General features: G+C 64.3%; 14 protein-coding genes. 5 read left to right on the top strand and 9 right to left on the bottom strand.

The window, feature by feature from the left end:
- Positions 1–56: 56 nt before the first annotated feature.
- The 3 genes from SPR01S_RS02010 to SPR01S_RS02000 form a co-directional block, all read right to left on the bottom strand.
- The gene (locus tag SPR01S_RS02010) at positions 57–1343 is read right to left on the bottom strand and encodes an NAD(P)/FAD-dependent oxidoreductase (protein ID WP_066584213.1); all 1287 of its coding nucleotides are present in this window, start codon (positions 1341–1343) and stop codon (positions 57–59) included.
- Positions 1344–1475: 132 nt separating this feature from the next.
- Complete coding sequence (bla, locus tag SPR01S_RS02005) at positions 1476–2369, bottom strand: class A beta-lactamase (RefSeq protein ID WP_084250860.1); 894 nt, start codon at positions 2367–2369, stop codon at positions 1476–1478.
- Positions 2370–2413: 44 nt separating this feature from the next.
- Positions 2414–2785 (bottom strand): hypothetical protein, encoded by a 372-nt coding sequence (locus SPR01S_RS02000; protein WP_066584204.1) that lies wholly within the window; start codon positions 2783–2785, stop codon positions 2414–2416.
- Between the two features lie 330 nt (positions 2786–3115).
- Between SPR01S_RS02000 and SPR01S_RS01995 the strand changes: the two genes are divergently transcribed.
- Positions 3116–5476 carry a TonB-dependent receptor gene (locus tag SPR01S_RS01995; protein ID WP_066584202.1) on the top strand — a complete coding sequence of 787 codons (2361 nt, stop codon included), beginning with the start codon at positions 3116–3118 and terminating at the stop codon, positions 5474–5476.
- 414 nt (positions 5477–5890) lie between these two features.
- Here SPR01S_RS01995 and SPR01S_RS21095 read toward each other — a convergent pair whose 3' ends face one another.
- The 4 genes from SPR01S_RS21095 to SPR01S_RS01975 form a co-directional block, all read right to left on the bottom strand.
- Positions 5891–6112 (bottom strand): hypothetical protein, encoded by a 222-nt coding sequence (locus SPR01S_RS21095; RefSeq protein ID WP_084250859.1) that lies wholly within the window; start codon positions 6110–6112, stop codon positions 5891–5893.
- Between the two features lie 171 nt (positions 6113–6283).
- Positions 6284–6925 (bottom strand): DUF2306 domain-containing protein, encoded by a 642-nt coding sequence (locus SPR01S_RS01985; protein WP_066584198.1) that lies wholly within the window; start codon positions 6923–6925, stop codon positions 6284–6286.
- Between the two features lie 162 nt (positions 6926–7087).
- Positions 7088–9943 (bottom strand): TonB-dependent receptor domain-containing protein, encoded by a 2856-nt coding sequence (locus SPR01S_RS01980; protein WP_066584195.1) that lies wholly within the window; start codon positions 9941–9943, stop codon positions 7088–7090.
- A gap of 222 nt (positions 9944–10165) precedes the next feature.
- The gene (locus SPR01S_RS01975; protein ID WP_066584185.1) at positions 10166–12766 is read right to left on the bottom strand and encodes a TonB-dependent receptor; all 2601 of its coding nucleotides are present in this window, start codon (positions 12764–12766) and stop codon (positions 10166–10168) included.
- A 393-nt stretch (positions 12767–13159) separates the two neighbouring features.
- Between SPR01S_RS01975 and SPR01S_RS21405 the strand changes: the two genes are divergently transcribed.
- Entirely contained in the window at positions 13160–13546 is a 387-nt protein-coding gene (locus SPR01S_RS21405) for a hypothetical protein (protein ID WP_157081862.1), read from the top strand.
- Between the two features lie 48 nt (positions 13547–13594).
- Here SPR01S_RS21405 and SPR01S_RS01970 read toward each other — a convergent pair whose 3' ends face one another.
- Together SPR01S_RS01970 and SPR01S_RS01965 are read right to left on the bottom strand one after the other, a co-directional pair.
- A complete protein-coding gene (locus SPR01S_RS01970; protein WP_066584183.1) occupies positions 13595–14224 on the bottom strand; it encodes a ParB-like protein in 630 nt (209 codons plus the stop codon).
- Positions 14221–15840: a SulP family inorganic anion transporter gene (locus SPR01S_RS01965; protein ID WP_218016687.1), complete on the bottom strand. Its 1620-nt coding sequence runs from the start codon at positions 15838–15840 to the stop codon at positions 14221–14223. The genes SPR01S_RS01970 and SPR01S_RS01965 overlap by 4 nt, the downstream gene beginning before the upstream one ends.
- Before the next feature lie 248 nt (positions 15841–16088).
- Here SPR01S_RS01965 and SPR01S_RS01960 point away from each other — a divergent pair, with 248 nt between their 5' ends.
- The 3 genes from SPR01S_RS01960 (at position 16089) to SPR01S_RS01950 (ending at position 19671) form a co-directional block, all read left to right on the top strand.
- Complete coding sequence (locus SPR01S_RS01960; RefSeq protein WP_066584180.1) at positions 16089–17003, top strand: sulfite exporter TauE/SafE family protein; 915 nt, start codon at positions 16089–16091, stop codon at positions 17001–17003.
- 41 nt (positions 17004–17044) lie between these two features.
- Positions 17045–17776 (top strand): TIGR02186 family protein, encoded by a 732-nt coding sequence (locus SPR01S_RS01955; protein WP_066584362.1) that lies wholly within the window; start codon positions 17045–17047, stop codon positions 17774–17776.
- Positions 17777–18003: 227 nt separating this feature from the next.
- Entirely contained in the window at positions 18004–19671 is a 1668-nt protein-coding gene (locus SPR01S_RS01950) for an ATP-binding protein (RefSeq protein ID WP_066584179.1), read from the top strand.
- The last annotated feature ends 240 nt before the right edge of the window (positions 19672–19911 follow it).

Raw genomic sequence — 19911 nt, 5'->3', positions numbered from 1 at the left:
TGTGCGCCGGGCGGAGGGTATCGAAGGTTAGGGGGAAGTCTAGTATGAAAGCGGCATCAATCGATCGCGGCTTCGCCTTTCGGCTGAGTGATGAGCCGGGCAGCACGCTGATTCCGCGTGTAAATCCATAGCCAGTTGAGTGCGACGCTCAGCCGCGCGCGTACCCCGACCAGAAAATAGATATGGGCGATTCCCCACAGCCACCAGGCGATCGCGCCGCGCAGCCTGATCCGGCCGAAATCGATCACGGCCTTGCGCTTGCCGATCTGCGCGAGGCTGCCCTGGTGATGGTAGCGAAAGGGCGTAGCGTCGGCTTTTCCAGTGAGCCGCCGTCGGATCGTTTCGCCGACAAAGGCCCCTTCCTGTTTCGCCGCCGGCGCGATCCCCGGCACCGGCGAGCCATTGGGCGCCGTGACCGAGACTGTATCACCTATCGCGAAAATCTCGGGATGACCGGCCACGGTGAGGTCGGGTTCGACAATTATCCGGCCGTTGCGGTCGGCCGGCGCTCCCAGCCATTGCGCGGCAGGCGAGGCGCGCACGCCCGCGGCCCAGACGATCGTCCGCGTCTCGACGCGCCGCTCGCCGAAGGTGATGGCGCCTCGCTCGATCTGCGTCACCGGTGCGCCCAGGCAGACTTCGACGCCGAGCTTTTCCAGCGCGGTCTTTGCGTAGCTCGAAAGCGCGTCGGGATAGCCGTTGAGCACCTTCGACCCCGCTTCCACCAACAGCACTTTTGTCCGGTGCGTGTCGACCGCGCGGAAGTCGCGCGGTAGCGTGTCATGGGCGAGATCGGCGATCGTGCCGGCGAGTTCTACGCCGGTGGGGCCGGCGCCGATGATCGCGAAGGTCAGCAAGGCCTGCTGTCGAACGGGATCGGTTTCGCGCTCCGCCGCCTCGAACGCCGCAAGGATGCGGCCCCGGATGGCAGTAGCGTCCTCGATCGTCTTGAGGCCGGGAGCGAACGCTTCCCACTCTTCATGGCCGAAATAGCCGTGCCGCGCGCCGGTCGCGAGGATGAGAGTGTCATAGGCTATCCGGCTACCATCCGCGAGTTGCACGGCGCGGCCTGCCACATCCACGCCTGTGACGGCTGCGAGGATCGTCGTGACGTCGCGGCGATCGTGCAGAATAGATCGAATCGGCCACGCTATTTCGGACGGTGCGAGCGATGCTGTCGCGACCTGGTAGAGCAGCGGTTGGAACAGATGGTGGTTGCGCTGATCGACGAGGGTGATGTCGACCGGCGCGCCCTTGAGGCTTTTCACCGCCCACAGACCGCCAAATCCCGCCCCGACAACAACGACGCGGTGTCGCCCTGGTTCTTTCGCTCGAACAGTCATCGACCGCCTCCGACTCGACGCGAGGCCCGATCACGGACCACCATGGTACCGCCCATATAGGACGGCGCCAGCGGCTGGCCATTTGCCGGCGGCGCCTGTCAGCTCGGGTGGTCGGACCCGTGATGGCCCGAACTAAACCGCGGACAAACTCGCGACCGCTATCCGCCCGACTTCAGCGAGCGCTCCGGTCGCGACCGGATCCATCGGTTCGACGAGCCGCGCCGGCTCGAAGTAAGCTGCAACGATCAGCGGCGTTCGACCGGCGGGACCGCCAAAGGCCAGATCGACATAGGTGTGTTTGGTCTTGCCGATGCCCGTGCCGGTCTTGTCGCCGGAATCCCATCCGGCGGGGAAGCCCGACCGGATGCGGTCCCGCCCGGTTCTCACTTCCCTCATCCACGCCATGAACTTAGCGCGGCTGGCGGGGGAAAGGATCTTGCCGTGCACCAATGCGGCCGTGGTGGCGGCCATCGCCGCAGGCGTCGTGGTATCGAGTTCGGTGCCTGGGGGCGTCACGTTCAATTCGGGCTCGTATCGGTCGAGCCGGCTGACATTGTCGCCGATCGACCGCCAGAAGCGGGTCAGTTGCTCCGGTCCGCCGAACCGGCGCAGGAGGACATTGGCCGCCGTATTGTCGCTGGTCACGACGATTGCGTGCGCCAGATCCTCGACGGCGAGGCCGGTATCTATCCTGGTTTCGGTGACCGGACTGACGCTCAGCATTTCAGCCTTGGTCCAATGCAGCACTTCCGCGAGATCGACCTCTTTCCGGTCGGCCTTGGCGAGCAGCATCGCTGCGAGCGACATTTTGAACGAACTACAATGCGCGAAGCGCTCGTTTGCCCGCCAGCCGAACCACACACGACGGACCGGGTCGAGAACATAGGCGCCCAGCCGGCCCTGTGCGCGCCGCTCCAGCGCTCTCAGGTCGGCGACCCTTGCCGCCATATCGACCGCTAACGGTCGCGACGCACCAGTAAGCAAAAGGGCACTGCCGCCAATCAACGCGGCTCGACGATCGAGCATCCGATCTCTCTATGTCAGCGACGCGCCTGGCGAAAGTCCGGCGATCAGCCGCCCTGCCGTTCGGCGAGCAGGGGATAGATCAATTCCTTCTCGCTCCTGATCCGCTTGCGCATCTCCGCTCGCATCGTGGCCGAGGCGGAACAATAATCAGGCCAACGGTCGCCGATTTCCCGCAAGGTCCACGAGCCGATATGCCGGGTCGAGGTGATCATGTTGGCCTTGCCGTCCGCCTTGAGCGACTCAAGCGCGGCTTTCTTTCCCGGAGGAGCCCCAGCAATGAGCTGGTCATAGGCGCCTTCCAACAGGATCGTTCGCGCCCTGCTGCTGCGGGTCAGCGCCTGTCGGAGCGCGGGGAGTCGATCCATCGGCGGTTGCGGCAAGCTGGTCAGTGCATCCAGTTCGTCGAGCTTCGCCAATATGTCCTCATGCAACCGGCGCAATCTATCTAACATATTGTTATCCATGCCATTCGATAACCGCTGCGCCTCAACTAATCTACGGAGAAGAAACCATAACCTTTCCCAGGGAGGAGAGCGCTAACTTGGCGCAACAGCCAATCGCGGAAATACTGGCCGTCGACGCTCTTGCCGCAAGTCACCCGAGGCGCCGGATTTTGGGCCGAGCAGGGTCGCAGGCATCTTTCCGCAATCTCACCCTCTGACGCACTGTCGTCACAATTCGCGGTCAGTGCGCGGCCACAAGCGGCGATAAAAACCAGCAAGGCGCCGCAAAAAAGGGCTATAATCATGAAATATCAGAAGTTTGTTGCATTGCTTCTCGTCGGAACCGCCAGCGTTGCGACGATTCCGTTCGCCAGCGCGCAGACCGCCACGCCGACAGCGGACACTCCGGCAGACGTGTCGAGCAACGATGGCGACATCATCGTCACCGCGCAGCGCCGGTCGGAAAGCACGATGAACGTGCCGGTGGCCGTGTCGACGATCGCGCCGGAAGCGCTGCACGACTTCCAGGCGGCCGGCGCCGATACCTTGCTGTCGCTTTCGGGCAAGGTGCCCGGCCTGTATGTCGAATCGACCACCGGCCGCATCTTCCCGCGCTTCTACATTCGCGGCCTCGGCAATATCGACTTCTATCTCGGCGCCTCTCAGCCGGTGTCGATCATCCAGGACGACGTGGTCAAAGAGCATGTCGTGCTCAAGTCGAACCCGGCGTTCGACATCGCGCAGGTCGAAGTGCTGAAGGGCCCACAGGGATCGCTGTTCGGCCGCAACACGACCGCGGGTATCGTCAAGTTCGACAGCGCGCAGCCGAGCGCGAACTGGCAGGGCCAGGGCTCGCTCAGCTACGGCACCTATAACAGCGTCAATGCCGATCTCGGCGTGGGCGGCCCGCTGACCAAGGACGGCACGATCAGCTTCCGCCTGTCCGGCCTGTTCCAGCATCGCGACGACTGGATCAGCAACGTCTATACCGGCCCGTCGGACGACGGCACCGTGCCCGGCCACAACGTGATGGGCGGCTTCGACGAGAAGGACGTCCGCCTGCAATTGCTGTTCAAGCCGAGCGACGCGCTGAGCGTCCGCCTGTCGGGCCATGTTCGCGATTATACCGGCACCGCCTCGATCTTCTATCGCGGCTCGATCGTCCGCGGCACCAGCGCGGTGCCCGCGTCGTTCGACCGCTCGGTCGTGTCGTATGACGAAGCGCAGAACAACCCGCAGGCGTACAAGAATCAGGGCGTGTCGCTGAAGGCCGATTACGATTTCGGCGGCGCCACGTTGACCTCGATCACGGCGTGGGAACACGCCTCCGGCTATAGCCGCGGCGATACCGATGGCGGCGCGGCGGCGAATTTCGGCGGCGTCACGCCGAACATCTGCGCTGCCGGATGCGGCGAGTCCCAGGGCCGGCTGCGCGGCCTGGATCAGTGGACCGAGGAACTCCGCCTCGCCAGCCCGAATACCGGCCGCTTCAAGTGGCAGGTCGGCGGCATCTATTTCGATGCGCGCGACAATACCGAGTTCGACCAGCGCTCGTTCTTCCTGACCAACAATTCGCTCGGCACGGCGCCGAACCCGAAGAACTTCGTCCTGCTGCACAACATCAACACCAGCTGGGCGGCGTTCGGCCAGGCGAGCTACGACCTCACCGACCAGCTGACGTTGAGCGGCGGCGTGCGCGTCACCAACGACACCAAGAGCACCAATTTGCTGCTCCACCCGAACTTCGCCAACCTGACCGTGCCCGCCACCGCGCCGACCTCGTCCTATGCGTGCGGTGCCGCGACCTATTGCCGGCTGTCCGATACCCAGCCCAGCTGGGACGTCAGCCTGTTGTGGCGCGCGGACCACGATGTCAGCTTCTATGCACGCTACGCCCGCGGCTTCCGCGGCCCGACCGTGCAGGGCCGCTCGGCGGTGTTCACATCGGCCTATTCGACGGCCAATTCGGAAAAGAACACCAGCTATGAAGCCGGGATCAAGACCGCATTCGCCGATGGCCGCGTTCACCTGAACGTCGCCGGCTTTTACTACAATATCGACAACATCCAGCTGAACGGCAACGACAGCAACGGCAATGGCGTGCTGTTCAACGGCAACAAGGGCAAGGGATACGGCGTCGAGGCCGAGCTCGAGGCGCGGCCGGTCAACAACCTCCACGTCAATCTCGGCCTCAGCCTGCTGCACACCGAGATCAACGGGCCCAACGTCTATGCCCAGGTCGGCGCGGCGGGCGGCGTGCTGTCGCAGACCGTGCTCAACCCGACGGTGCGGATCGGCAACAATTATTACGCCAATATCAACGGCAATCCGTTCCCGAACGCGCCGGATTACAACATCAACCTCAGCGCTCGCTACGACCTGCCGCTGGGCGGAGAGAGCAAGCTGTTCGTCGCCGGCGACTTCAACATCCAGGGCAAGACCAGCCTGGTCCTGTATCGGGCGGTCGAATACACCACCGACGGCAATTACGAGCTGGGCGGGAAGATCGGTTACGCCTGGGGCAAGTACGAACTGGCGGTGTTCGCCCGCAACCTGACCAACACCAAGAACCTGATCGGCGCGATCGACACGTCGAACTATCGGGCGGGCATTTACAACGATCCGCGCGTGGTCGGCGTGATGCTCAGCGGGTCGTTCCGCTAAGCTGGGACTGAGCTACAGGCTGCGGGTGGAAAGCCCGCAGCCTGAAGCTAAAACCTTGGTCAAGGACGGATCAACATTCGATGTTCGGCCGTCGGGGCTCAATGGCTTCTTTTGTCCGCGTGAAAAGAGCACCAATGTAATCGATCACGTCGTTACCCGAGGCGCCTAAGCAATAGCCGTCATGCCGGGCTCGTCCCGGCATCCACCGGGAAGCTGAGCCTGTCCTCGACCTTCTTGTCCCGCGCTTGCGGCACGGTGGATGCCGGGACAGGCCCGGCATGACGAATTGGGAAATGCCGAACGTCGATCCATCCCGGCAGGCGATATCGGCAGCGTCGATCTTTACGCCGGTCGCCGCGAAAACAAGTCCTATTCGCTGGCCCCGACGCGGGCGCTATCGATGACCGCCACTCATCAACGCCGCGCGGCGGCTTTCTTGGCTTTGGCCTGCTGCGCGTAGTGGTGACGGGCGACAAGGCATCCCGCGGCCGCCCCCGCAAGGGCATGCCCACGGCCGACATAGTGACCGGCAACCCCGCCGACGATGGCGCCTCGGATGCATCCCTTGGCGAGAACGGGCGTGGCGGTCGTGGTACCGGCGACCAATGCAACAACGAGAGCGACTTTACGGAACATGCGGTCTTCCTTGATAGGGTGTATTGCAAACGTAATTCACCCCATGCTGGTTGCAAGAGCCATGGGCTCGCCCCCAGCTTCGATCTCCCACGTTTCCACCGCTCCGCTGGGTTGAACGGAGCTGCCGCAAGCGGCGCTACCCGCAATCAAACCGTGCGGCGGGAGGGCCGTCTATGCTGGCCGCTTGCGCGCCGAGGCGCGCCTGATCGCTGACGCGGTCGCGATACTCTCCGGCGCGATCAACGCGCAGACGATCAGCGACCAGAGCATGTCGGACAGGAACTGATCGCTATAATGGTTGACGAAGATGTCCGGCACGCGGCTGAGAACGAAAACGAGCGTGAAGCCGTAGCTGCGGATCATCCAGTCGCGATGCTGCTGCATCAGCCTGAGGCGGGCGCAAATCCAGGCCACCAGTGCGCATATCAGCCACAGTCCGCCCTGAAACACTTGCTCGACATGGATGCTGGCCGGTTCCAGCGCGCTGACGCCGATGTAAATCGCGACCGGCGCCGAAAGGCAGACCGCGACGATATAGACCTTGCCCAGCGCGTGATGGAGCGCGGGTTTGCGTGTCCGGATACGGCTCGACATCTGCGCCGTACCCGCGGTCAACGCCGTCAGCCCCATCAGGCCATGGAACATCAGCAGCGATCGGAAGGCGAGGACGCGCCGCGCATGAGGATCGCTGGGATCGAACCAGAAGCGATCGTCGACCCAGAGCACCGCCAGAAAGCACAAGGCGATCAGCGCGAAGAAGGAAAATTTCAGCCAGTCGTTCGCCGACGCCGGCGGCCGCGCCCTGCTTGCCATGGAAGCTCCCTCCCAGCCCCTTATCGTAACGTATCAGTTACGATATTTGCGGGGGTGAGGGGAGTATCGTGCCGCGCAAGCGCTTACCCAATCCGAGAATCGGTGACGGGCGAGATTGCCGAACCTTCTTCAGCCATACCCGCCCGTCACCATCAATCGCGATCAGAACCCGTAGGACAGACGCGCATAGCCGAACTGACCCGGGATGTCGTAGGTGGTCGGATCGAAGTTCGCGCTGTCGCACGTGGCGCAGACCGGCGGGTTCTTGTTGAACACATTGTTCACGCCGACCGTCAGCCGCATATTATGATCCATCCAGGCCGGCGAGTAAAAGAGCTGCACGTCGCCATAGAAGGTCGCGGACATGACGTGCCCGTTCCCCTCGGTCACCGCGCTGATGTAGCGCGCGGTGAACGATGCGCCGAACGCGGGCATCGACCAGTCGATCGTGCTGTTCAGCTTGAAGCGCGGAAACGCCTGGTCGGTCGCCAGGCAACGTTCGGTGCCGGCGCAGACCTGGAGCGGCGCCGATGGCGGCGCGACATTGTACTTCAGCAGATAGGCGGCATTGGCCGACAACCCGATCGTCCCGCCATGGATCTTGGGCGAGCGATAGATGAAGGTGGCGTCGAGCCCGTCGGTCTTGATCGCATTGAGGTTGAGCAGTCCGGCGCTGATGCCGGCGATCGTGCCGCTGCCGGTGCGCTTGATCGCGGCGCAACTGACCGGATCGGCGTTGAACGCGCACCGCGACAAGGTGAGCGATGCCGGCACCGAGTCGATCGCGTTCTTCAGGCTGATATTGTAGTAATTGACCTCCAAGCTGAGCGCCGACGACCAGCTCTTCGCCCAGGATGGGCTGTACACCCCGCCCGCAGTCCAGGTCTTGGCGGTTTCCGGCTTCAACGCTGCATTGCCCTTGGAGAACACGCCGAGCTGCCCGCCGGTCGGGTCAGCATAGCTGCCGTTCGCCGGCACGCCATTGGCGATGCAATTGGCCCGGACGGTCGCGTTGGTCTGGAACAAGCCGCCCGCGCCGCTGGTGCAGGGGTCGTTGATCGTCGCGTCGCTGCGCGACAGGCCGGCATAGAGTTCGCCGATGCTCGGCGCGCGAAGGCTCTCGGCATAGCCGCCGCGGAACAGCAGGTCGGCGACCGGTTTCCACAGACCGGAGGCGGTGAACGTGGTGCTGCTGCCGAACGACGAATAGTCCGAATGGCGGACCGCGCCGTCGAGTTCGAGGCGATAGAAGAACGGCGTATTGGCCAGGATCGGCACGCGAAGCTCGCCATAGACTTCATTGACGTGAAAGCCGCCGCGCGCCGGGCTGGTCGGCACGTCGGCACCGAGACCCGCCACGATCACCGGATCGGGATCGTAGCTCGCTTTCTGGACGCGATGTTCGTAGCCGATGGCGATGCCGACCGGGCCGGCGGGCAGATCGAACAGCTCGCCCGACAGATTGGCGGTGTAATCGTACAGCCGCTGCAAGCTCTTGTCGCGTTCGTCGAACGTCACGTAATTCAGCATCGCCGGGGTGATCGAGCCCAGCCCGCCGAAGATGTTGAACGGCACGCAGTCCCCGGTGCAGTTGGCGACGGGCCCCAGCGCTTTGGCCAGCTTGGCCGCGTTGAGGTTGCCGGTGAACAGCTGATGGGCATCGTTCAGGCCCACCACCGCATTGGCGTCCCAATACCATTTCTTGCTGCCGAGGAAGAACGAGCCGTCGAGCGTGACGGTGCCGGAGAAGGTGTTGACGTCTTGCGTGAAGACGCGCTGGCCGCCTTCGACGAAACGCCGCCGGATGGTCGAATAATTGGCCGGCGTGCCGTCGGCGCCCGACGACAAGGTCACGCCGAACGGATTGAACGGGTTGGTGGCATCGACCGAAATCGTGTCGAGCAGGTTGCCGTTGCCGGCGTCCGGCCCGATGAACAGCGGCAGGAACGCCGCCTCGGTCGTCGAATGGCGATGGTTGTAGACCAATTTGACCCGCAAATTGACCGAGCTCGATAGCTCCTGCTTGAAGTTGAAGAACCCGCCGATCCGCTCGTTCGGCGTGATCAGGTAATTATAGGGCGCGAAGTTGAACCGGTCGGCATTGGTATAGTCCCGGAAATCGGTCGGATAGACCGGTTTGCGGCCGACCACCGGGGCGACCAGCGTCAGGCTCCGGCCGAGCACGTCGAACCGGCCATTGGGGATCGCGCTGCTGCAGCCGCTGATCGCCACCGCGCAGGAGGTGATCCCCGCGGTCGGAAACAGCGAGATCGCGCGGTTGGCGGTGCTGACCGCTTCCTGCTTGGTATAGGTCGCACCGAACACCAGCGAGGTGCCGGTCGACGGCGACTGGATGCCGTAGCTCAACTGGAGGTCGGTGGTATGGCCATCGCCTTCGCGATAGGTGCCGAATTGCGCCGACGCCTTGAGGCCCTTCTGGGCCTGGCGCGTTATGATGTTCACCACCCCGGCGACGGCGTCCGATCCATAAAGCGGGGAGGCGCCGGACTGGAGCACTTCGACGCGTTCGATCATATTGGTCGGGATCTCGTTAAGATCGACCGAGGCGGGAATCCCGCCCGCGGCCGACCCGTTGACGAACCGCAATCCATCCACGAGCACCAGCGTGCGCTTGGCGCCGAGATAGCGCAGATCGATTTCCGCCGATCCCGAGCTGACGCCGGTGCCGTCGGGGGGACCGCCGATATTGCCGGCATTGTTGACCTTTGTGTTCAACCCGCCGCCCGCGCTGGGCAGGCGTTGGAGCACGTCGGCGACCGAACTGAGGCCGGTCTTGGCCATCGCCGCCTCGTCAACGGTGACGACCGGCTTGTCGCTATCCAGGGGGCTGCGGCGAATGCGCGATCCGGTGACGACGATTTCGTCGCTGGCGGCGGATGACGTTGCTACCGGTGTGGCGCCGGCGGTGTCCTGGGCAAATGCCGGCATTGCCGACAGGCCCGCGATCAGCGCCAGGCTGGCGACCGAGGTACGTTGTGTGATGCGTAGGCGATTCATTGAGCCGTCTCCCTTTACGGCCCTCAAGCATCGCTCCCCTGTGACGGCAAAAGGGGCCAAATCGGGACAAGGCGCAAGCACAAAAGCTTCAGCCGCCACTCACCACACATAACCTTCAGGATGTGTGGCGGTCGAGCAACGCAATTTTCGCTCGCTGGGAGCCGGTGGTCGGGCGGAGCTCCGTTAACGAAAGCCCCGCCCTGACCCGGCTTTGGCGCCGCCTCAATAGGCCGCCGACAGCGTCAGGAACCATTGCCGCGGCGCGATTGGATAGGCCGAATAGCTGTTCGTCGCCGACCCGATCGACAGGCTCGACACGCCCTTGCGGTCGGTCAGGTTTGTGACGTTGAGCGACACCTCCAATTTGCGCAGCGGCAGGATATTCTCCGGCAATTTCGCGGCGAGGCGCAGCGAGGTCAGGAAGTAGGACGGCACGCTGGTGTCGTTGGTGAAGGTGGCGAAGCGGCGGCCGACGAAATCGGCGATCACCTGCGCCTCGAACGGGCCGCCCGACAAAGTGACGACGGTCTTGTTCATCCACTTGGGCGTACCGGGCAGTTGCTTGCCGCAAGTCGGTACGACGCCGGCGGTCACGATATACCCGCCGATGCACGTCCCCGTCGCGGCGCCGATCCCTGTCGCGGTCGAACTATAGTCGCTCTGGTACTTGGAGAGGTTGTACGACGTCGCATTGTAGAGCGAGAAGGTCCGCCCGACCCGGAACGTGAAGGCGGCGTCGACGCCGTCGGTATGGACGTCGCCGACATTGACCAGGATCGAGGTGCCGCCGGTGATGCCGCTGCCGGCGATGCCGCCCGGATTGGTCGAGATCGCCAGCAGGCGGTTGTTGAACACGACGTGATAATAATTGACCTGCGCGTCGAACCCGATGCCGTTGCCGAACCCGCGGCTGGTGCGCAGGCCGCCTTCATAGATCCAGCTGCTCTCGGGCTTGCCTTGGTTGGCAAAGGCGTCGAACGCGGCCTGGCTGCCGGTGAACCAGGGGCCTCCGCCGCCAGCCAGATAGGCCTGATATTGGCGCAAATTCTTCTGGACGTTGAAATAGAGCTGATCGTGGCCGTTGAAATTGTAGCTCGCGCCGATCGCCGGCAGGAACCAGTTCTTGGTGTCGATCCTGCCCTGGGGCAGCCCGCCGGCCAGGCCCGATAGCGACCCCGCCTTGGGCTGGACCGGGAACCAGCCATTGGCCCATTGCGCGCTGGTCTTGAATCCGGCGTTGACCAGCAGCTTGTCGGTGACTTGCCAGCTGTCCTGCAGATGGAGCTGGAGTTCGTTGATCCGCGCCTCGCCCTGATATTGGGTGAACAAGGGCGATTTGGCGTCGAGCGGGCGGATATAGGGCGTGCTCGCGTCCGGATTGGTGATGTCGACCGCGTACCAGCGGCGATATTGCGTCGTGCTGTTGCGTTCGAACCAGCCGCCGAACTCGATCTTGTGATTGCCCAGCTTGAGATTGAGCGCGGAGATGATGCCGCCGCGGTCGATACGATATTCGGTGGTGCGCGTGATCAGCCCCGAACCGCCGGTCGCCGCGACCAGCGCGGCGCCGGCTGCGGCCGCCTGAGCATCGGTCAGCGCGGTGCAGGCTGTGGGGCGCACGCCATTGGCATTACCGCCGAAGCGGCAATTGGCCGGAAGGCTGGCATAAGCCGGATCGAGATAGGGCTGCGCGGTAGTGATCGACTGGCCGAGCGGACCGGCAACGACGCCGACGCCGTCATTGTGATGGAAATAGCCGGTGGTCGACCAGGTGACACGCTCCGACAGATGCGCGTCGTAGCGCATGTAGAGGAGATAGTCGGTGCGCTGCGCGTCCGAATAATAATTGCGGTAATTGCCGCCCTGCGCCGCCGGCGAATTGCCCAGTGCATTGAGGTAGGACGTGCGATAGGTCGCCAGGTCGGGATAGAAGAACGGCTTGGTATAGGGCGTATAGAGCTGCACCGGCGTCGCCGGCGCGCCGCCGACGGACGGCTTGAAGAAGGTCGTCGCATCCTCGTTCGGCTGCGTCATGTCGTTATAGTCGAAATAGAGCGTCAGCTTGCCGGCCTTGCCGTCGTTGACGAACTTGCCGTTCGCCTGCCAGCCGCCCTGGATGCCGTTGAAATCCCAGGCGCGAGCGTGCTGGCGCGCCGCCGAGAGGTAGGCGGAGGTGTTGCCGTCGACGCCGAACGCGCCGGTGTCGATCCGGACGAAGGTGCGCGAGGTGCCATAGCTGCCGAAGGTCTGCGCCGCCTGGATGCCGAATTTGTCGAGCGGCGCCGAGGAATAGGTTTCAACCGTGCCACCGAGATTGCTGTTCGACGCGGTGGCGAGATCGCCGGCGCCGGTCGACACGACGACGCGGCCGACATTCTCCGAAATCACCGCGCGCTGCGGAGAGAGGCCGTTATAATTGCCATAGCTCTGGTCGCCCAGCGGTATGCCGTCCATGGTGTAGCCGAGCTGGTTGGCGGCGAAGCCGTGGATGAAGATCTGCGCGTTCTGCTCGTTATAGCCCCAGGGATCGGCAGTGATGTAGAGCACGCCGGGCAAGGTCTGGATCGCCTTGAGCGGAGAGACGCCAGGCAGGATCTTCTGCATTTCGGTGCCGGGAAGCTCGGTCGATGAGCGCGTCGAGCGGCCGGTGATCACGATCGTCGAGGCGTCGTCGGGTTGGGCAGTGTCGGGCTGTGCGGCGCCGGCCTGCGTATCGTCCGGTTGGGTAGCATTCGCGTCCGCCACAGCGGTCTGGGCGAACGCCGCATTGGCGCAAAACAGCGCGCCGGCAAGCGCGAACAGGCTGGTAGTCGAACGGATCACGGCGGCCCCTTTTGATGTGACGTTGCTGCAGTGCAGAACGAGGCGCCTGTGCCTCCGCATGATGCCAATTTCGCGTCGTTTCGGTTGCGAACGGATGACGGTCGCCCAGCTTGATTCGGCCGGCATCGCAGTGTGCGAGAAAAAGGCCTGTCAGTGCGGCGGAGGGCGAAGTGGCGTTATTTCGTGTGGGCACCGCGATTGCCGGCTCGTCAGGTCGGCTAATGTTTCCGGGAGTGCCGGGTAGGTACCAAACGTCGCCGTTCACGGCGCCAAGCGTTGATCCTGATAGCCGCCGTTTGCTCGACCCTTGCCCAGATGACGGCTATTCGGTGACTAGCTGCCGTTCAGGGCACGGTAACCTCTTCCCGCCAAACTGCCGTCATGAATGGGAAAGTGCGCTCAGTATTCGGCTTTGGGTGCATTTGCGCCTCCGCTAGCATTGCTGCGCCGCTTGCACAGCGCGCGCCCGGCAAAAATTGCTATTACCCGGCGTCGAATGGGTATTGGGCTCCAAAACTGCGTGGGCAAAAAGCCAGAACGCAAGAGTGCCTGATCCGCATCTCTTATGAGATCGCGGCCGGGAACTTCCCGCACGAGGAGCCGGGTTTAGCTGCGGCAGATTATTGCCAGCAGGCTTACACCTTCGAAGAGGAAAAGCTGGCGGCCACGGAAGATCGTCCACTTGATTTGGAGGCTGCGAGAGCACGCGCTGCCGCGTTTGCCCGTCCTTGGGTAGAGCAAGGCATTAAACTGAAATGCGTGCCGCCTAGCGCGAAGTGAAAGTCCGCCGTTGGTCGGAAGCGGTCATGTTCCGAAGTCCGTGATGCTTCAACGATTCGTGTCGTCGGAACGCCCGCACCATCCGGAAAGATACGACGCCGCTTGTTGCCCGGCCAGCTCCAGACCCTTGTCGACCGCCCGCTCGAAGTCGTTCTCGACAAGCTTCTTGCTGATGCGCCGGCGCAGAAAATCCGCCCAGAGGAATTCGGAATAGGGCGTGCTATCCTTGGCGTAACCGCCTGATCGCCGGACCTCGCCGGCCAGCGAGCGATAGGGATCGTCCTTCATCGCGCCAATCCGTTTCGGCAATTTGTCGAGCGGCTGACGGACGCCCTCGGCGTCGAACGGATGCAGCCAATTGCGATTGTCCATGAAGGTCCAAAAGGCGGTCTTCTTCAAAGTGTGGAGGTCGGCGACGACGCTGACCAAGACGTGGCTGACCCCTTCTTCATGCAGTGCCCGCGCGAGATGATGGTGATCGATCACATAGGGCACGGACTTTGGCCCCAGGATCACCGGGATCATATGGCTGCCAAGGAAATCGGGGCCATCGCGTTCGGCGCGCTTGCGCCAGTCCGCGCGTTTGCGCTGCACCTCGCGCAATCCGACCGTCATCTGCGTCGGCCGCAGTGCCGCGATCTCCACGGGATGCAGCGCTGGTGCGAAATCCTCTCTCACGCCTTGATCTCCTGTCCGGACATCGCCGCTTCCACGGCGCAAATGGCGTCATCGACGCTGTAGCTGCTGCGCTGGCCCAGGTCGATTTTACCGGCCGCCACGATGAGGTCGCGCGCGCGATCGTGCAATCTGGCCAGTTGCACGCGAAGGCCGATGCGCGCCATCTCGTCGTCGAATTCGATCAATGCATCGAGCGCGGTGCTGTCGAGATCATAGCTTTCCTCGAGGCTGAGCACTACGGCGCGGATCGCGGGATCGGCGCGCGTGCCCGCTACGACGAGACCGAACATGCGGTCCGCATTGGCGAAGAAGAGCGGCGCAGTAGGGCGCCAGATCGCTATGCGCGGCGGCGCGATAGCGTCGGCATGGCGGGCGACATCGACATAATCACGGCTTCCTTCGAGCCGACCGAGCCGAGCGACCCGGGGCGTCGACAGGCGCTGAATCAATGCCGCAAGCGACAGGGCGATGGCCAGCAACATGCCGTTGAGCACGCCGAGCACCAGCACGCCACCCGCCGCCCCCAAGGCGACGAATTGATCGCGATCGAGCCGCCAAAGGCGAAGGATCGGGGCCGGGTCCAGCGCGTGGATCAGGGCTGCGATCACTACCGCCGCCAGGACGGGCTCGGGCAGCATGGCGATCAGCGGCATCGCGAACAGGATGAGGAGGATGAGCCCTATCGCGGCGATTACCCCCGTCATCCGGCTGGTCGAACCCGCCGCCTCGCTCGCCGAACCGGCCGAAAAGCCGGCCCCGACCGGCATGCCCTGGACAAGTGCGCTGACGAGGTTCGCGATGCCGAGGGCGGCAAGTTCGCGATTGGCGTCGACCGCGTCGTCATGGCGCAGCGCCATCGTCCGGATGGTGCCCCAGGACTCGGCGAACAGGATCAGCACGAGCGGAAGCGTGAATTGCGCCAGTCGGGAATAGTCGCCCCACCCCAATCGCGGCAGCGACGGCCATGCCAGGGCGGTATCGACCGCACCGACCACCGCGACCCCATGGTCCTGGAGGCCTAGCCAGCGCGCCACCGCTATTCCGGCAACGAGCACGATAAAGGCACCAGGAATTGCGGGATAGCGGCGCAGCGCCACGAGGAGGACGAACGCCGCCACACCCGTCGCGATACTCGCGATATGCCAGGCTGGAGCGGACCTGACCAACGCCAGGCAGAAAGCGAAAATGCCGGACGCAGGGAGGGCGACGCCGGTTATGATCGGCAATTGATGGAGAATGATGGTGACGGCGATGCCAAGGGCGAAACCGCGCAATACCGGGCGGGAAATAAAGCCGGTCAACCCGCCCAGCCGGGCGGCGGCGGCGGCGAGGAACAGCACCCCCGCCATCCCCACGACGATCGCGGCAAGCGCGGCGCGATCCGCGCCCGACACCGGCAGGGCCGCCAGCGTCGCTGCTAGTATCGCGGCCGAAGACGAGGTCGCGGAAACGATGGCAAAGCGGCTTCGCCCCGCGGCCGCATAGGCCAGGCATCCGGCGATCCCCGCGAAGATCGCATGCTGCGGCGCCAATCCGGCGATGCCCGCATAGGCCACACCTTCCGGAAGCATCAGGCCGGCAACGCATAAGCCGGCGACCAAGTCGTTAGCGCGCATCCGCGACATCTGGCGCCCGACCGAAGCGAATGACAAGGACAAGATTGGCCGGCCGCCCAGCCCTCGGCCGATCGACGGCAATTCCGAAAGCTGCCGTCCGCATGCGGATCGTCATCGGGTCGCTGCAGGCAGCATCGGACCCGGCAGGAGCAATTTGTCCGCGCCCGCCGTGACGCCCCCGGCCCGGGATGCCTTGCTCCACCGCCAACCGCCTTCCACCCGCCACAAGCAGCGTCTAACGTGCCCCTGTGGATCTCTATCTCCCCATCGCCAACATGTCGGTCAACGGGCTGGTGATCGTCGCGCTCGGGCTCTTCGTCGGGCTGTTGTCGGGGATGTTCGGGGTCGGCGGCGGGTTCCTGACGACGCCGTTGCTGATCATTTACGGCATCCCGCCGACCGTCGCCGCGGCCTCATCGGCGAGCCAGGTGACCGGGGCGAGCGTCTCCGGCGTATTCGCACACCTGCAGCGGCGCGGGGTCGATTTCCAGATGGGCGGCCTAATGGTCGCGGGCGGGTTCGTCGGGTCGGGCGTCGGCGCGTGGATCTTCCGCATTCTCCAGCGCACCGGGCAGATCGATACCGTCATCGCCGTCATCTACGTACTGATGCTCGGCTGGATCGGATCGACCATGGCGAGGGAATCGATCCAATATATCCTCGCCGCGCGCGGCGGGGCGCCGCCGCCCGCGCGCAAGCGGCGTCACCATCCTTTGGTCGCCGCGCTGCCGCTGCGGATGCGTTTCTATCGCTCGGGACTCTACATCTCGCCGCTCGCGCCGTTGCTGCTCGGCTTCGGCGTCGGCATCCTCACCATCCTGCTCGGCGTCGGCGGCGGCTTCATCCTGGTCCCGGCGATGATCTATCTGCTCGGCATGGCGACTCAGGTTGTCGTCGGCACCAGCCTGTTCCAGACCCTGTTCGTCACCGCCTGGGCGACGATGGTCCATGCCACGACGACCAAGGCCGTCGATATCGTCCTCGCGGTGCTGCTGCTGATCGGGTCGGTGACCGGCGCGCAACTCGGCGCGCGCTTCGCGGCGCGGGTAAAGCCCGAATATCTCCGCCTCGCGCTTGCCGTGCTCGTGCTGCTGGTCGGCTTGCGCATCGCGATCGGCCTCGGCTGGCGGCCGGACGAAATCTATTCGGTAGAGCTGTCTTGAAGGTCCGCGGCGCCGTCGCGCTGGCCGTCGCGCCGTTGCTGATGGGACAGGCCAAACCGGCGTCGAAGCCGGTGCTGGTTCCCGACGTCTCGCAGCGTCAGATCGAGATCGCCTATTCGTTCACCGGTGCGGACCTGCTGCTGTTCGGTGCGATCCTCTATCCGGGCGGGCGATTGCCCGACGACGATGCGCCGACCGACATCGTCGTGGTGGTCAAGGGCCCGACTCAGTCGATCCTGGTGCGCGAAAAGGAAAAGATCGCCGGCATCTGGGTCAACGCGTCGCGGCTGCGCTATCGCTCGGCGCCCAGTTTCTACGGCATGGTATCGTCGCGCCCGATCGATCAGGTGGTCGATGGCCGAACACGCGCGATCTACGAGCTCGGGCTCGACAGCCTGCAATTATCGCCCGCGTCGAGCGCGGCGCAGGACGAGCAGGATCGCTTCGCGCGCGGACTGGTCGACCTCAAGCGACGGTCCGGCCTCTATTACGAGCAGCCCAATGCGGTCGAGATCAGCGACGGCGTGCTGTACCGTGCCCGCGTCAACATTCCTGCGCGCGTGCCGGTCGGCCGTTTCACCGCCGAAACCTTCCTGATCCGCGACCGGCACGTGCTGGCGGTGGCGACCAGAGACATCGACATCCGCAAATCGGGGTTCGAGCGATTCGTCGCGCGGTCGGCTCAGCGCAGTTCGATCGCCTACGGGCTGGTCGCGGTGGCGCTGTCGGTGCTGTTCGGCTGGGGCGCGGGGTATATCGCCCGTCGGGTTTGATATCTCCCGCCGTCACCCCGGCCTCGTGCCGGGATCCAACGTGCGGTACGGGAAGCATTCGCGCCTCTTGCTTCTCGCTTGCCGGCACGTCGGATGCCGGAACGAGTCCGGCATGACGTGACAGGTCGACCGAGGCCAGCACTCCCACCCTCCTTTGTGAACGATAGCAAACCCAATATTTACTCCTGACCTGTCATAGCGGCCCGCTAAGTGACCAGGGGATTGCGATGACCGAAATGCTGGGCGGTAGCGCGTTCGCGCGGACGGCGACCGATGAGGCCGCCGCGCCGACCCCCGCTCCGAACCTCGGCAACGAGATCGGCGGATTGATCGAAATCGCCGGTTCGGGCGGCCAGGTGCTGTTGGATTCCGATGCCATCGCCAGCTACGCCGGCAACCCCGATCCGGTGCTGGCATCGGCGGGCTCGGTCGGCGCGCAGGTCAAGGTCCGCGTCGGCGCCTGCTGGATGATTGCCAACATCCGCTCGCTGCGCCTGGTCGAGGCGGGCATTTTGGCGCAGATCGACTTTCTCGGCGAAGGCGACGAGGAGCGGCTGACCGGCAAGCTCTACAAGTTCCGCCGCGGCGTCACGCGCTATCCCTCTCCGGGCGCGGCGGTGTTTCCGGTATCGACCGCCGACCTCAAGCAGATCTACGCCGCCGACGATCGCGCCAACGTCGAGATCGGCACAGTCTATCCGACCAAGGACATTCGCGCCTCGCTCTATGTCGACGCGATGCTCGGCAAGCATTTCGCGCTGCTCGGATCGACCGGTACCGGTAAGTCGACCAGCGCCGCGCTGATCCTGCACAAGATCTGCGAGCTCGCGCCGCAGGGTCATATCGTGATGGTCGACCCGCACGGCGAATATTCGGCGGCGTTCCAGACCACCGGCGCGATCTACGACGTGTCGAACCTGCAGATGCCGTACTGGCTGATGAATTTTGAGGAACATTGCGAAGTGTTCCTGACGACGTCCAACTCCGAACGTCAGATCGACGCCGACATCCTGGCCAAATGCCTGCTCGCCGCGCGCGCGAAGGGACGGCTCGGCCAAGAGATCAGCAAGCTGACGGTCGACGCTCCGGTGCCGTATCTGCTGAGCGACCTGACCAACCTGATCCAGCTCGAAATGGGCAAGATGGACCGCGCCGGCGACACCGCGCCCTATCTGCGGCTCAAGACCAAGATCGACGAGATCAAGGCCGATCCGCGCTACAGCTTCATGTTCTCGGGAATGCTCGTCGCCGACACGATGCAGGATTTCATCAGCCGCGTGTTCCGTCTGCCCGGCGACGGCAAGCCAATCTCTATCATCGACGTGTCGGGCGTGCCGAGCGAAATCACCTCGGTGGTGGTCGCGGTACTATCGCGCATGGTGTTCGACTTCGCGATCTGGTCGCGCAACGAGGCGCGGCGCCCGATCCTGCTCGTCTGCGAGGAAGCGCACCGCTACATTCCCAACGAGCGCAACGCCGACGGATCGTCGGTCGGCAAGATCCTCAGCCGCATCGCCAAGGAAGGCCGCAAATATGGCGTCAGCCTCGGCCTGATCACGCAGCGTCCGTCGGATCTGGCGGAAGGCGTGCTGTCGCAATGCGGCACGATCATCTCGATGCGCCTGAACAACGATCGCGACCAGGCCTTCGTCCGCGCGGCGATGCCGGAAGGCGCGCGCGGCTTCCTCGACGCGATCCCGGCTTTGCGCAACCGCGAGTGCATCATCTGCGGCGAAGGCGTCGCCATCCCGATCCGCGTCGCGTTCGACGGGCTGGAGAACAACAAGCGCCCGGCCTCGGACGATCCGATATTCTCCGACTTGTGGCGCGAGACCGGCGGCGAGGATCAGATCATCGGCCGCACCATCCGCCGCTGGCGTTCGCAGGGACGCTGACCGGGCAGGCCGCGAAGTCGATTGCCGATAGCAGCGTAGCGCACCTCCCCAGCGAGGGCCGGGCCGGCGTCGGCGCCCTTAGTTAGCAAGTGCGTAGCGTCGGTGTTGCGTTTTTTTACCGTCACCCCAGCGAAAGCTGGGGTCTCAGGCGGAGGCGCGATAGGCTTGAGACCGGCGCCGGGTCGGATCGTCCCCCGGACGATCCTTGAGCATGCGGGGCATGCTCAACCCGGCGCTCTT

Source organism: Sphingomonas pruni NBRC 15498, assembly GCF_001598455.1.
In the GTDB taxonomy this organism is placed as follows: domain Bacteria; phylum Pseudomonadota; class Alphaproteobacteria; order Sphingomonadales; family Sphingomonadaceae; genus Sphingomonas; species Sphingomonas pruni.
The sequence above is the reverse complement of the archived record's forward strand: the minus strand, read 5'-3'. Positions and strand labels throughout refer to the sequence as shown.